We start from the raw sequence: 13,407 nt of genomic DNA, 5'->3' as shown, positions 1-13,407 counted from the left end.
CGCATGCCGCGGAACTGGGCGTGGCCGGACGTGGAGGTCGCCGTGCCGCCCCGATCGAGCCTGCCGCCCGGGGTTCGCATGGCCGGGTTCCGTCAGCGTGCCGCCACCCCGTGGGACATCACCATGGTGGCCCATCCGTCAGTCACCCTGCTGATCGACCTGAGCGAGGGCGAGGGAGTCGACTACGACGGCGCCGGGCTGCGCGGCAGCGCCGTCATCGGGCTCCTGCCGGGCCGGCTCCGGGCGACCGGGCGGGCCCGGGTCGAGTGCCTGCAGATCCGGCTCGATCCGGCCGTGGCGGCGGCCGTGCTCGGCGAGTCACCCGAGCTCACCGGCCGGGTCGCGCCGCTGGGGGCGGCGTGGGAGGCGCGACTGCGCGCCGCCGCGTCGTGGGGTGAGCGGTTCGCCGTCGCGGCCGCGCTTCTGGAGCGGCGGGAACGCACCCGCCGGGTCGATCCGGAGGTTGCTCACGTCTGGCGGCGGACGCGGGTGAGCCGGGGCCGGGTACGGGTCGACGAGCTGGCCGCGGAGGTCGGCTGGAGCCGCCAGCGCCTGTGGTCACGGTTCCGTGCCCAGCTCGGCATCACCCCCAAGCGGGCCGCCCAGCTCGTGCGCTTCGACCGGGCCGCGCACCTGCTCGCCGCGGGGCACGCCCCGGCCGGGGTGGCGGGGGCCAGCGGCTACGCCGACCAGTCGCACCTGCACCGCGAGGTGGTCGCGTTCACCGGCTTGACCCCGGCCGCCGTCGCGACGGCGCCGTGGCTGGGCATCGACGACGTCGCCTGGGCGCCTTGACCGGTGGCGGACCATCTAAGGCATGATCACTGATCTCTCCCCCGAGCAGCTGGCGACGTACCGCAGCTCGGTCACCGCGCCGGACGACTTCGACGCCTTCTGGGCCGAAACACTCTCCGCCCAGGGCGACCTCGACGTGCGGACGCGTGAGGTTCCGACGAATCTGCGGACCATCACGACGTACGACCTGACGTTCCGGGGTTTCGGCGGCCAGGAGGTGCACGCCTGGCTGCGTGTGCCGGCCGGGGTCGAGGGGCCGCTGCCGGCCGTCGTGCAATTCGTGGGGTACGGCGGTGGGCGCGGCCACGAGCTGGAAAATCTGCTCTGGGCCTCGGCCGGCTTCGCCCACCTGCAGATGGACACGCGTGGGCAGGGCTCGGGCTGGAGCCTCGGTGTCACGCCCGACGAGGCGCCGTCGCCGCCGCAGGTGCCGGGCGTTCTGACCCGCGGCATCCTCGACCCGGCCGGCTACTACTACCGGCGGCTGTTCACCGACGCGGTCCGGGCCGTCGACGCGGCGCGAAGCCTGGACGTGGTCGACGGCGACCGGGTCCACGTGGTCGGCGGCAGTCAGGGCGGTGGCATGTCCCTCGCGGTGGCCGGCCTGCGCCGGGACCTGGCCGGGGTGGTGGCCTTCGTCCCGTTCCTGTGCGATTTTCCGCGGGCGGTACGGGTCACTGACGCCTTTCCGTACCGGGAAATCATCAATTATCTGGCCGTGCACCGCGGCGAGGAGGAGCAGGTGTTCCGGACGCTCGCCTACTTCGACGGCGTCAACTTCGCGGCCCGGGCGACGGCGCCGGCGCTCTTCTCGGTCGCGCTGCGCGACGCCGTCTGCCCGTCCTCCACCGTCTACGGCGCCTACCACAACTACGCCGGGGCCAAGGAGATGAAGATCTGGGAGTACAACGGTCACGAGGGCGGCGCCATCCTCGACGAGGAGAACGCCCTGCGGTTCCTGACCGGTGGGGCGGTCACTCGGTGAGGGCGAGCCGCACCCGCTCGGCGTACGGGGCCAGCTCGGCGCCGATCCGGGCCGACTCGGCCGCGGTGAGCGTGACCGCGGCCGGCCGCTGAGGCCGCCGCTCAAGCATCTCGGCCCGCAGACCGGCCGGCGGGTGCGAGGCGGACAACGACGCCCCGGCCCAGCGCCGCGCTTCGCGCAGTCCGGGCCCGGCGGGAGAGCAGGCGCAGCGCGGGCAGGCCGGCGGCCTGGTTGGCACGGGCGATCCGGGCCGCCGCCGGCAGGACGGCCGACGCGGCGCGACCCCGTTTACGTGTGTGGGAAAGCACTCTCTGTTCACCCGGAATCTTCCGGGACGGCGCCGGCGGGTCGTAACGTGGCGCGGTGACATCTGTGAAGCAGGAGCGGGTCGACAAGGTCGTCCGACGGGTCAGCGGCGCCGAGCGCACCTTCGCGGCACGGCATCCGGCCTTCACCGCGCCCATCCGGGCCTCGCTGGGCAAGCTGCGGGACGGCCTGGAGCGCGCCCACGACAAGAGCGAGCTGGCCACCGAGCGCGAGTGGTCCACGTACATGGCCTCGCTGGATCAGGGCCTGGCCGAGCTGGACGTCGAGGTGAGCCGGGCCGTCGAGGGCCGCGACAGCCGCAGCGTCGAGGATGTCCTGGCCCACCACACGTCGGCCCTGGAAGAGGCCGGCTGGCGCCTCCAGTTCTCCCTGACCAAGCAGGCCGCCGACTAGTCCTGCTCGCGCAGCAGCGCCCAGACCACCTTGCCCTCGCGGGTGGGCAGGGCGCCCCAGCCCTGCGAGGCTATGCGGACGATGTGCAGACCGCGGCCACCGGCCGGCTCGGGCAGGCGGCGGTCCCGGTCGTAGACGGCCAGGTGCAGGTAGGTGGTGCGCCGCGAGACCGGGCGGCGCAGCTGGCCGCGATGCGAGATGACGACGTCGATGTCGGTACGGGCGTGCCGGACGGCGTTGTTCACCAGTTCGGTGGCGACGAGCCGGGCCCGGGGCAGCAGCAGGGGCATGCCCCACTCCTCGCAGGCGGCGGTGACCAGCTGGCGGGCACTGGCCGACGAGGACGGGCGGGGCTGAAGCTGGAGCCGTACCTGGGAAGTCGTGGTCCGATGACTGGTGATCGCGGTGCGGGCCGATCGGATGGACGCGAAATGCGGCATCCGGGCGAGCTCCGGAGTCAGGTTGGCGGCGGCCATGCAGGTCACCACCGGCACGGGCGGCTCCATCCGCTCGCCCTGGGCGGCCGCGGTCAGCCAGAGCGAGGTGCTGCCGGCCCGCGGATCCTCGAACGCGGACAGGTCGAGTACCAGCCCGGCCGGATGGCCGGCCAGGCACTTGTTCAGCATCCGATACGACTCGAGCCACACCTGCCGGTTCCAGCGCCCGCGCACGCTCAGCTCGATGATGCCGGTGTCGTGGTCCACGACCGCCGTGACGGCCTTGTCGTCCCCTTGTCGACCCACGGACCGGGCATATCACGCCGACGCAACCGGAGCCAATCCCCTCCGCGACCATTCCGTCACCACTCGCGACACTGAGAGTGCAAATTGCAGGTGCGCACTTCGCCGCCGATCGCTATAAATCGACCATGTTCATCGAACTGGTCACCGGCGACATCACCACGTCGGCCACCGACGCGATAGTCAACGCGGCCAACTCCTCCCTGCTCGGCGGGGGCGGTGTCGACGGCGCCATCCACCGCAAGGGCGGCCCGGCCATCCTCGAGGAGTGCCGGGCCCTGCGGGCTTCCCACTACGGCCGGGGCCTCGCGACCGGCCAGGCCGTGGCCACCACCGCCGGCCGCCTGCCGGCGCGCTGGGTCATCCACACCGTGGGACCGGTCCACAGCACGGACGAGGACCGCTCGCCGCTGTTGCGCGCCTGCTACACCAACTCGCTCGACGTCGCGGCCGGGCTGGGCGCGCGTACGGTGGCTTTCCCGCTGATCTCGTCGGGCGTGTACCGCTGGCCCCGACCGGACGCGATCGCCCAGGCCCTGACCGCCATCGAATCGTCGACCGCCGACGTCGACTCGGTCCGCCTCGTCCTGTTCGACGACGAGACCCGGCGCCTCGCGGAGAAGGTCCATGGACTTCGCTGAGGCCTACGACGAGCTGAACGCGGACGACCACGACTACCGGAGACCGTCGAGGTGGCGTTGCCTCTGGTCACCTACGACACGTTCACCCACGACCGGCGAACCGGCGAACGCGAGGTGACCCGCGACGTGCTCGCCTTCCGCGCCCAGACTGCGCTGGAGACCTCCCTCGACGCGGCCGGGTTCACCGTCACCCACCGCTTCGGCGGCTGGCAGAAAGAGCCGGTGACCCGGGAGGCCCGCGAACTCGTCATGGTCGGGAAGACCTAGTCCAGGAGGCGGCGGGCGCCGGACAGTACGGGCTCTGGAGTAGGGCTTCGGTAGACGGCCTCCATGACCGCTTCGCAGGCGTCGCCCAGGGTGTTCAGGCCGACGGATGCGTTGAGCAGGACGTCGGCCGCCAGGTTCTGGGCGGCGGCCAGGTCGTGTTCCTCCATCGGCATGGGTGGCAACGTCCCGCGGATCTTCCCGGTGTCGAGTGGCGCGCCCTCGCGCAGCGCGGCGAGCGACGGGCCGGCCCACGGCTGCGTCATCAGCTGCGCGTCGTCGAGGACGCGTTCGACCGCCCACGCGGTGACGGCACGCCTCTGCCGGTCGCCGGCCTCGGCCAGCGCCTCGACGAGGGCGGGGTCGAGCCGCCACAGCGACGCCGCGTACCAGCCGGCCTCGCGCAGGCGCGGATCGTCGGGAACGTCGCCTTCCCAGGTCTCGGCGAGTTCCTCCTCGGTCTCCTCGGCCTGCCGCTCGGCCCGGCACCGGCGCAGGTCCGCGACCCGGCCGGCCAGCTCGTCGCGGGTCAGGGCGGGCTCGGGTCCTTCGCGGTGCCAGTACGCGGCGTACTCACTACTCTGCCGCACGATCCGGTCGACGCCGGTCGCCGGCCAGAACTGGAGCAGGTAGCGCCCGCCGGACTCCTCCACGTCCCGGTCGCGCCGCATGTCGGCGGCGCAGTAGCGCGCCCGGTAGACCCCGGGCGGCAGATCGATCGTCCCCGCGGACGAGTCAAGACCGCCGAGGGCCGTCGTCGTGTACAGGACCTCCACGACGTCGCGCCACTCGTCGCCGAGCGGCGCTCGGCCGCGTACAGCTCGATCCGCACCTGCACCTCGCCCGTTTGCAGCCCGGTGTGCATGAGCAGCACGCCGGGCACCGCGGCCCCGCACAGCCCGTTGACCTGGCCGCGGGCGGCGCCCTCCGGAACGAATTCGCTCTCCCCCAGGGTCAGGAACCCGTGGTGAACATGAACAGGCGCGTCCAGCAGCACCTCGACCAGCATCCGTTCCCCCGTTGTCGCGACGCCCTCAGATCATGCCAACTGCCGCGCCACAACGACGGTCTTTCGGAAGACAAAGGCCACTCGGCCTGCAGCGCCGACACTTCGTCGTGGAAGTGGTGTCGGCTTACTCGAACTCCGCCGCCACCTTCCTGCCGAAACCAGGAAACCTCATGCAAATCATTTACCGCCTGCATCACGAGTACGAAGCCCAGGCCCCGCTAAGGGTTGCCACGCGGCACAATGGCCTTCCATGCCAGTTCATGCCGCCGCACCCGATCAGAGCAAGTCTTAGCGCGCGAGAAGTCAGCTAGCCGCTTCTCCACCAATGGCATCGCTGGAGTCGGAGGAAGTCGCCGGCTTCGGTTCACCGGATGAAACTCTTGCGTTGGCCGCGCGGCGAAGGCGCAGGAAGGATCGCATCGAGGATGCCTGCCAGACCGATTGATCGATGATCAAAGAAATGAGCGGAATGAGAATCAAGAGCGCGAACGAGAGGCCCATCGAGGTGACTACGAACTTCAGTCCGACAATCGTGTCATCCCGTTTTGTCAAGACGTCGATACAGGCCAGCTCCGAAAGGATGGACGTGACCATTATTATCACATAAAGCAGCGTCAGAATTTGCGACGCGAGAAGCTTCCCAGCTATTGATCGCAACCTTTTTTCATCTAGGTCAGGGGCGCTTACCTGATCCAGGAAGGACTTCATTACCCGACGATGCGATCCGAGTTCCAAGGAGGCGGCGAACGCCAAGACGGGGATAGTCTGGGCAGCCGTTCCGGCAAACTGTTCAGTGAATTGCATCGCTGCATTCTGCCGCAAAATGGTTGGTCGATCCAGGTCGGCGAAGACATGAAAGCCGCATCGGCGGCAGGTTGCGGCTCGGGGCGCGGTCGCACGGCCGGGGTTCCGGTGCCGGGCGGTGGCTACCCGTATGCCGTCCCCGGAAGCGTCGAGCAGCGTCACGATCCGGCCCGGGTGGCCGGTCCGCTTTCGCGGGCCGGCCACCTTTATTTCGGGGGCGGAGAGAAGGCTTTACTTCACCGAGCCGAGGGAGAGGCCCTGGACCAGCTTGTCCTGGGCGGCGAAACCGGCGATCAGGACTGGCAGGGAGACCACGAAGGCGGCGGCGCACAGCTGGGCCAGGAACAGCCCCTGACTGGTGACGAACGAGGTGAGGAAGACGGGGGCGGTCTCCGCGACCGTGGCCGTCAGGACTCGGGCGAACAGGAGCTCGTTCCAGCTGAAGATGAAGCAGATCAGCGCGGTGGCGGCGATGCCGGGGGTGACCACGGGGGCGATGACCGAGCGCAAAGTCTTTGTCAGGCCGGCGCCGTCCATCGAGGCCGCCTCGAGCATTTCCACCGGAACCTCGGAAAGGAACGAGCGCATCATCCAGACGGCGATCGGCAGGTTCATCGACGTGTAGAAGAGGATCAGCAGCCAGATGTTGTCCAGCAGGCCGCTGTACTGGGCGAACAAGTACAGCGGGAGCAGGCCGGCGACTACCGGGAGCATCTTGGTGGAGAGGAAGAAGAACAGGACGTCGGTCCACTTCTTCACCGGCTTGATGCTCAGCGCGTACGCGGCCGGCAGGGACAGCAGCAGCACCAGGGCCGTGGAGATGATGCTGGCGGTCATCGAGTTCAGCAGCGGCGGCCACGGGCTGGCGCCGCCGGAGAAGAACTCGCGGTAGCCCTCCCAGGTGAGCGGCGCGAAGACCGCGGGCGGGTTCTGGGCGGCGTTGGCCTCGGAGTGGAACGAGGTCAGGACCATCCAGACGACCGGCAGTACGAACAGGATGCCGACCACCCAGGCCAGCAGGGAGAGCCAGATGTTGGCGCCCTCCTTGCGCTTCTTGACCGGGCGGCCCCGTTCGTCGCGGGTGGCGGGAACAGGTGCGGTGTCCGTGATGCTCATCGGCCTGCCTCCTGCTTGAAGAGCGACGAGACCGTACGCAGGGCGAACGTCGCGATGATGATGGTGCCGATCACGACGATGACCGCGGCCGCCGAGGCGCGGCCGTAGTCGTGGGCCTGGTAGAAGATCTGATAGATCGTGTACGGCAGGTTGGCCGTGCCGAGGCCGCCGGACGTGATGGTGAAGACGGCGTCGAAGTTCTGGACGATGTAGATCGAGCCCAGCAGCGCGCCCAGCTCCAGGTACTGCCGCAGGTGGGGCAGGGTCATGCTGCGGAAGATCTGCCAGTTGTTGGCGCCGTCGATGCGGGCCGCCTCGATCACGTCGAGCGGGCGGCCCTGCAGGCCGGCCAGCAGGATCAGCATCATGAACGGGGTCCACTGCCAGACCAGGGAGAAGATGACCGCCCACAGTGGCATGTTGCTGATCCAGTCCGGCTGGGGCGGGTTGTCCGAGCCGAACAGGCCCCAGATCCAGGTCAGCGCGCCGTTGAACAGGCCGTACTCGGGGTTGTAGAGGGCGTGCTTCCAGATCAGCGCCGCCGCCACCGGCACCACCAGGAACGGGGCGATCATCATCGTGCGGACCGCGCCCCGGCCCCGGAACTTGCGATCCAGCAGGATAGCGATGCCGAGACCCAGGACCAGGCTGATGAGTACGACTCCGGCCGTCAGCAGAATCGTCGTCCAGACCGCGTCGCGCATGTTGACGTCGGTGAAGACGCGCACGAAGTTGTCGAAGCCGGCGAAGCCCACCTCGTCGGGGTAGTAGGCGTTCCAGTTCATGAACGAGATGACCAGGGTGGCCACGAACGGCAACTGGGTCACCACGATCATGAAGATCAGGGCGGGCATCAGCGGGGCGCGGCGGGCCCAGGCCGAGCTGCGGCGGGCGACGCCGGACGGGGGTGGGCCCTCGGTGCCGACGCGGGACTTCTCGGCGACGGAAGTCATGGCTTTCCCTCCCGTGACTGGTAGCGCTCGGAGACGTCCTCGGCCAGGCGCTGGCCGCGTTTCAGCGCGTCCTCGACGCTCATCTGGCCGGCGATGGCCGAGCTCACGTACTGCGACACCTGGGTGCCCAGGTCGGTGAACTCGGGGATGTCGATGAACTGGATGCCGATCGCCGGGCGCGGCTGCACACCGGGGTTGCGGGGGTCGGCGCTCTCGATGGCCGACTTCGTCGGCTCGGCGAAGGCCGAGGCCACCTTCAGATAATCCTGGTTCTCGTACGTCGAGGCGCGCTTGCCGGCGGGGACACTGGACCATCCGACCTGCTGGCCGACCAGTTCCTCGTACTGCTTGCTGGAGGCCCAGGAGATGAACTTCCAGGCGTTGTCCTTCTTCTCGCTGGCCTGCTGGATGCTCCACGACCAGGCGTACAGCCAGCCGGACGACTTGGTCTTCTCGACCGGGGCCGCCACATAGCCGATCTTGCCTTTGACCGGGGAGTCGTCGGCTTCGAGGGAGCCGGCGGCGCTCGTGGCGTCGTACCACATGGCGACGTTGCCCTGGATCAGGTTGTTGAGGCACTCGGTGAAGCCGGCCTGCGGGGCGCCGTTCTCGCCGTGCGCCCGGACGAGGTCGACGTAGAACTTGGTGGCCTCGGTGAACTCGGGCGCGTCGACCTTGGCCGTCCAGTCCTGCTCGAACCACGTGCCGCCGAACGTGTTGACCACCGTGGTGAGCGGGGCGAAGATCTGGCCCCAGCCGGGCTGGCCGCGCAGGCAGATGCCGCGCATGCCGGGCTGTTCGCCGTCGACCTGGGCGGCGATGTCGGCCACCTGCCGCCAGGTCGGGTTGGACGGCATCTGGACGCCGGCCGACTCGAGCACGTCCTTGCGGAACATCAGGAACGACGACTCGCCGTAGAAGGGCTCGCCGTACAGTTTGCCGTCGTCGGCGGTCAGCGAGGTCGTCATCGGCTTGAGGATGTCGGCCTGGTTGAAGGCGGTGTCGGCGGCCACGTAGTCGTCGAGCGGGGCGATCCACTTCGACTTGGCGTAGATCGGGATCTCGAAGTTGCTGAGCGAGGCCACGTCGTACTGACCGGCCTGACTGGAGAACTCCTGGCTGATCTTGTCGCGGACGTCGTTCTCCGGAAGCACCGTGAAGTTGACGTTGATGCCGGTCTGCCTGGTGAAGTTGTCGGCGGTGAGCCGCTGCAGATCGATCATCTGCGGGTTGTTCACCATCAGGACGTTGATGCTGTTGGGGCCTTCGCCGCCCGGCCCGCCGCCCCAGCCCGCGCACCCGGTCAGGGCGAGCAGAAAGGCGGCGGACGCGGCGATCAGAGCGCGCGGATGCCTGCGGGACATGGGGCCTCCTCAGCGAGGCCCGGCGCCCTGTGACGCCGGTTACACCGGCCCTCAGTAGATGCCTGAGATCGACACCATGTCAACCTTTCGTCACGTTGCGTTGGATAAACGGGCATCAACGCCTGACCGGTAGTCCTATGTCGACGCCACGCGCGCCTCGGCCCCCCGAACGGAGACGACGTCGCCCGGATGCAGCTGGCGGCCCCGGCGGGTGTCCACCTCGCCGTTGACCGACACGTCGCCCGACGCGATGAGGACCTTGCCCTCTCCCCCGGTGTCGATGAGGTCCGCGAGCTTGAGGAATTGTCCGAGTCTGATCATGTCGCCGTCGATGGGTACGTCACGCATGCGTTCATGATGGTCCACGCGGAACCGAAAACTTTGCCGGACTCGTTGAACCTTTCCGGCTTGTGATCCGAACTACCCCTCGTGAGGCCCTTTCTCCTGACACACCGCCACCTGGCCCGCCGCGCGGGCATCCCCACCGCCGCCGCGCTGTTCGGCGTACTCATCGCGGCACCCGCCCTGGCCGACGTGACGGTCTCCCCGAGCACCGCGCCGCAGGGCGAGGGCGAGAACCTGACCTTCCACGTCACCAACACCGGCGACCAGCCGATCCACACGATCAAGCTGCAACTGCCGGACGACACCCCGGTGGCGGAGGTCTACCCGCTCTCGGTCGACAACTGGGGCCCGAAGATCGAGATGCGGGACCTCTCGACGCCGTTGCCGACCATCCACGGCGACACCAAGGCCACCGAGACCGCCGCCTCGATCACCTGGATCGCGATGCCCGGCAAGGACCTCGCCCCCGGCCAGGGCACCGATGTCCGCGTGGCCATCGGGCCGCTGCCCACCCTGTCGTCGATGCGGTTCACGGTCGTGACCACGTACGGCAATGGGAAGCCCGGGCCCTCGATGCCGCCGGCCGACCTGACGCTGACGCCGGGCACCGGAGGTGCACCGGCCGGGCACAACGCGCACGGCGGGGGTACGGCGGCGACCGGCACCACCGGCGACGCCGAGGCTCAGCTCTTCGCGCAGACCGTGGCCGACGCCGAGCGCGGCCCGTCGATCTGGTCGATCGGCGGCTGGGTCGTGGCCGGCCTCGTGCTGCTCGGCGGGGCGGTCGTGATGTTCCGCGGCCGGCACCGGGCCGAGCAGGACGACGACGAGTCCGACGAGCCGGAGCGGGAAGAGGCGAAAGAGGAAGAGAAGGAGCCGGTCACGGCCGGCACCAGCAAGTGGGCCTTCAAAGGCTGAGAAGAGACTCCCGCGATGGTGGACGCGGGAAACCGTCGTGATGACGCGCGTGGGGCGCGGCGCACGACCGGCGAGTGGGACCGTTGGGCACGGTTCGCGACTCGCGGACGAGGGGTGGGGTCTGCGACCCCACCCCTCGAGTCACACTGAAACGGTTCGAGGGCTCCGCAAGGCGTCGATGATCTCGCGCTGGACCCGGTCGGAGTCCTCGTGCGGCACCTGGCAGGTGCCGGCGGCCACGTGCCCGCCGCCGCCGTAGCGCAGCATGACCTCGCCCACGTCGACCGGCGAGGTGCGGTCCAGGATCGACTTGCCGCAGGCGAAGACGGTGTTGAGCTTCTGCCGGCCCCAGATGATGTGCATCGAGACCCGCGACTCCGGGAACAGCGCGTACACCATAAACCGGTTCCCGGCGTGGATCACCTCCTCCTCGCGCAGGTCGACCACGACCACGTCGCCCTCGAGGTGACTGACCCGCTTCAGCTGCTCGACGAACAGGTCGTACTGGGCCTGGAACAGCTCGGCCCGCTCGGCCACGTCGGGCAGGGACAGGATCTCGTTGACGTCCTGGTGCTCGATGCAGGCGTCGATCAGCTGCATCATCAGCTGGTAGTTGGAGATCCGGAACTCGCGGAAGCGCCCCAGCCCGGTCCGGCTGTCCATCAGGAAGTTCAGCAGGGTCCAGCCCTCGGGGTGCAGGATGTCGTCGAGCTCGTAGTGGGCGGAGTCGGCCTGGTCGACGGCGCGCATGAGGTCGTCGGAGACCTTGGGGAAGCGCTGGGCGCCCCCGAAGTGCTCGTAGATGACCCGGGCGGCCGACGGCGCGTCGGCGTCGATCACGTGATTCGCGAGGTTGCCCTCGTTGCGCAGGGTCTCGGAGTGGTGGTGGTCGAAGACCATGTGCGCGCCCGGCGCGTACGGCAGATTGGTCAGGATGTCGGTGGCGGTGACCTCGACCTCGCCGTCCTGGACGTCTTTCGGATGTACGAACTTGATCTCGTCGATCATGTCGAGGTGGCGCAGCAGGACCGCGCAGACCAAGCCGTCGAAATCGCTTCGGGTCACGAGCCGGTACTTCACGGGATCCCCCTCGGTGGATGCTTCACCCCATTTTGCCACCTTTGTCGCTGTATCCCGCGTCGCATCGAGGGATGGATCTGAACCGCGAGCGGTCAACTCTGCGTAGGGTTCTCCCGGAAGGTCCCGACGGTCGAAGGACACGCAGAATCATGGACAACGTCCCTCAGCTCATCCAGGAGCGCAGCGCTCCGCCCGCCACGCTGGTGATCTTCGGTGCGTCGGGCGACCTGACCCGGCGCAAGCTGCTCCCGGCCGTGGAGAGCCTCGCGCGCCACAACCGCCTTCCCGGCGAGTTCGCCCTGGTCGGCGTGGCCCGCACGCCGATGGAGGACGAGCAGTTCGCCGCCAGCGCCCTCGACGGCCGCACGCTCAGCGACAAGGCCCAGCTCGCCGGCGGCATCCGGTACGTGTCGGGTGGTTACGACGACCCCGAGACGTACAAGCGCCTGGCCGAGACCCTCGACGAGCTCGACGCCACCCGCGGCACCGCCGGTAACCGCCTGTTCTACCTGTCGACGCCGGCCGAGGCGTTCAAGCCGGTGATCAACGGGCTGGCCGGGGCGGGGCTCAACCACGCGCCCGAAGGCTCCTTCTCCCGGCTGGTCATCGAGAAGCCGTACGGCCGCGACCTGCCCACCGCCCGTGAGCTCGACGGCGTGGTGCACAGCGCGTTCGACGAGCACCAGGTCTTCCGCATCGACCACTACCTGGGCAAGGACACCGTCCAGAACGTGCTGGCCCTGCGCTTCGCCAACTCCATCTTCCAGCCGATCTGGGACCGCTCCTGGGTCGACCACGTGCAGATCACGGTGGCCGAGACGCTCGGCGTGGGCACCCGCGGCGGCTTCTACGAGCACGCCGGCGCCATGCGCGACATCGTGCAGAACCACGTGCTCCAGGTGCTCGCCCTGGCCCTGATGGAGCCGCCCGCGTCGTTCGAGGCCGAGGGCCTGCGCAACGAGAAGGCGAAACTGCTCCAGGCGATCCGGCTCCCCACCAACCGCGACATCGCCGACCTGGCCGTCCGCGGCCAGTACACCCGCGGCGGCACCCGCGAGGAACTGATGGCCGGTTACCGCGAGGAGACCGGCGTCGACCCGCTGTCGCGCACCGAGACGTACGCGGCGATGCGGCTCAACGTCGACAACTGGCGCTGGGCCGGCGTGCCGTTCTACGTCCGCACCGGCAAGCGGCTCCCGGCCCGCGTGACCGAGGTGGCCCTGCAGTTCCAGCGGCCCCCGCACCTGCCGATCCCGGCCAACCAGCTCACCGACCTCGAGGCCGACGCGCTCATCCTGCGCATCCAGCCCAACGAGGGCATCTCGCTGCGCTTCGGGGCCAAGGTGCCGGGCCACTCGTTCCGGGTCCGCACGGCGAGCATGGACTTCTCGTACGAGCAGACCTTCGCCGAGGAGTCCCCCGAGGCGTACGAGCGCCTGCTGCTCGACGCCCTGGTCGGCGACTCCACGCTGTTCATCCGCGCCGACGAGGTCGAGCAGTCGTGGCGGGTCGTCGACCCGATCATCGAGCACTGGGCCAACGACCACTCGCCGATCCCCACCTACGAGGCCGCCTCGTGGGGCCCGGCTGACGCCGACCGCCTGATCGGCCGGTCGGGCCGGGCCTGGAAGAACAGCATCTGACCGGCAACATCAAGCACAAATAGAACTTTT

16 protein-coding genes are annotated in these 13,407 nt (G+C 69.2%); 7 read left to right on the top strand and 9 right to left on the bottom strand.

Annotated features, from left to right (window positions below):
* The first annotated feature begins 3 nt into the window (after window positions 1-3).
* Together AB0C26_RS29905 and AB0C26_RS29900 are read left to right on the top strand one after the other, a co-directional pair.
* On the top strand, window positions 4-795 hold the full coding sequence (locus AB0C26_RS29905; RefSeq protein ID WP_360254260.1) for an AraC family transcriptional regulator: 792 nt from the start codon (window positions 4-6) through the stop codon (window positions 793-795).
* Between the two features lie 25 nt (window positions 796-820).
* Window positions 821-1,780, top strand: coding sequence for an acetylxylan esterase (locus tag AB0C26_RS29900; RefSeq protein WP_360254776.1), 960 nt, complete (start codon window positions 821-823; stop codon window positions 1,778-1,780).
* On the opposite strand, the gene AB0C26_RS29895 is transcribed toward AB0C26_RS29900, so the two are convergent.
* On the bottom strand, window positions 1,770-2,018 hold the full coding sequence (locus AB0C26_RS29895; RefSeq protein ID WP_360254258.1) for a hypothetical protein: 249 nt from the start codon (window positions 2,016-2,018) through the stop codon (window positions 1,770-1,772). The two genes, AB0C26_RS29900 and AB0C26_RS29895, sit on opposite strands and share 11 nt — an antisense overlap.
* Window positions 2,019-2,143: 125 nt before the next feature.
* Here AB0C26_RS29895 and AB0C26_RS29890 point away from each other — a divergent pair, with 125 nt between their 5' ends.
* On the top strand, window positions 2,144-2,500 hold the full coding sequence (locus tag AB0C26_RS29890; protein ID WP_360254256.1) for a hypothetical protein: 357 nt from the start codon (window positions 2,144-2,146) through the stop codon (window positions 2,498-2,500).
* Here the strand turns inward: AB0C26_RS29890 and AB0C26_RS29885 are convergent.
* The gene (locus tag AB0C26_RS29885; protein ID WP_360254254.1) at window positions 2,497-3,243 is read right to left on the bottom strand and encodes an ATP-binding protein; all 747 of its coding nucleotides are present in this window, start codon (window positions 3,241-3,243) and stop codon (window positions 2,497-2,499) included. The two genes, AB0C26_RS29890 and AB0C26_RS29885, sit on opposite strands and share 4 nt — an antisense overlap.
* Window positions 3,244-3,368: 125 nt before the next feature.
* Between AB0C26_RS29885 and AB0C26_RS29880 the strand changes: the two genes are divergently transcribed.
* Both AB0C26_RS29880 and AB0C26_RS29875 read left to right on the top strand, forming a co-directional pair.
* The gene (locus AB0C26_RS29880) at window positions 3,369-3,881 is read left to right on the top strand and encodes an O-acetyl-ADP-ribose deacetylase (protein ID WP_360254252.1); all 513 of its coding nucleotides are present in this window, start codon (window positions 3,369-3,371) and stop codon (window positions 3,879-3,881) included.
* A 51-nt stretch (window positions 3,882-3,932) separates the two neighbouring features.
* Complete coding sequence (locus tag AB0C26_RS29875) at window positions 3,933-4,148, top strand: hypothetical protein (RefSeq protein WP_360254250.1); 216 nt, start codon at window positions 3,933-3,935, stop codon at window positions 4,146-4,148.
* On the opposite strand, the gene AB0C26_RS29870 is transcribed toward AB0C26_RS29875, so the two are convergent.
* The 6 genes from AB0C26_RS29870 to AB0C26_RS29845 all read right to left on the bottom strand — a co-directional run bounded on the left by AB0C26_RS29870 (window position 4,145) and on the right by AB0C26_RS29845 (window position 9,739).
* Window positions 4,145-4,921, bottom strand: coding sequence for a hypothetical protein (locus AB0C26_RS29870; protein ID WP_360254248.1), 777 nt, complete (start codon window positions 4,919-4,921; stop codon window positions 4,145-4,147). The two genes, AB0C26_RS29875 and AB0C26_RS29870, sit on opposite strands and share 4 nt — an antisense overlap.
* A 536-nt stretch (window positions 4,922-5,457) precedes the next feature.
* Window positions 5,458-6,120: a hypothetical protein gene (locus tag AB0C26_RS29865; protein WP_360254246.1), complete on the bottom strand. Its 663-nt coding sequence runs from the start codon at window positions 6,118-6,120 to the stop codon at window positions 5,458-5,460.
* 69 nt (window positions 6,121-6,189) lie between these two features.
* A complete protein-coding gene (locus AB0C26_RS29860; RefSeq protein ID WP_360254244.1) occupies window positions 6,190-7,074 on the bottom strand; it encodes a carbohydrate ABC transporter permease in 885 nt (294 codons plus the stop codon).
* Entirely contained in the window at window positions 7,071-8,027 is a 957-nt protein-coding gene (locus tag AB0C26_RS29855) for a sugar ABC transporter permease (RefSeq protein WP_360254242.1), read from the bottom strand. Before AB0C26_RS29855 ends, AB0C26_RS29860 begins: the two co-directional genes overlap by 4 nt.
* On the bottom strand, window positions 8,024-9,391 hold the full coding sequence (locus AB0C26_RS29850; RefSeq protein WP_360254240.1) for a sugar ABC transporter substrate-binding protein: 1,368 nt from the start codon (window positions 9,389-9,391) through the stop codon (window positions 8,024-8,026). Before AB0C26_RS29850 ends, AB0C26_RS29855 begins: the two co-directional genes overlap by 4 nt.
* A 135-nt stretch (window positions 9,392-9,526) precedes the next feature.
* A complete protein-coding gene (locus AB0C26_RS29845; protein ID WP_360254238.1) occupies window positions 9,527-9,739 on the bottom strand; it encodes an RNA-binding S4 domain-containing protein in 213 nt (70 codons plus the stop codon).
* Window positions 9,740-9,820: 81 nt separating this feature from the next.
* Between AB0C26_RS29845 and AB0C26_RS29840 the strand changes: the two genes are divergently transcribed.
* The gene (locus AB0C26_RS29840) at window positions 9,821-10,654 is read left to right on the top strand and encodes a DUF1775 domain-containing protein (protein WP_360254236.1); all 834 of its coding nucleotides are present in this window, start codon (window positions 9,821-9,823) and stop codon (window positions 10,652-10,654) included.
* A gap of 141 nt (window positions 10,655-10,795) precedes the next feature.
* Here AB0C26_RS29840 and AB0C26_RS29835 read toward each other — a convergent pair whose 3' ends face one another.
* On the bottom strand, window positions 10,796-11,719 hold the full coding sequence (locus tag AB0C26_RS29835; RefSeq protein ID WP_360254234.1) for an exopolyphosphatase: 924 nt from the start codon (window positions 11,717-11,719) through the stop codon (window positions 10,796-10,798).
* Window positions 11,720-11,883: 164 nt separating this feature from the next.
* Here AB0C26_RS29835 and zwf point away from each other — a divergent pair, with 164 nt between their 5' ends.
* Window positions 11,884-13,377 (top strand): glucose-6-phosphate dehydrogenase, encoded by a 1,494-nt coding sequence (gene zwf, locus AB0C26_RS29830; RefSeq protein WP_360254232.1) that lies wholly within the window; start codon window positions 11,884-11,886, stop codon window positions 13,375-13,377.
* Window positions 13,378-13,407 lie beyond the last annotated feature (30 nt).

Source organism: Actinoplanes sp. NPDC048796 (assembly GCF_040650035.1).
Classification (GTDB): Bacteria; Actinomycetota; Actinomycetes; order Mycobacteriales; family Micromonosporaceae; genus Actinoplanes.
The sequence above is the reverse complement of the archived record's forward strand: the minus strand, read 5'-3'. Positions and strand labels throughout refer to the sequence as shown.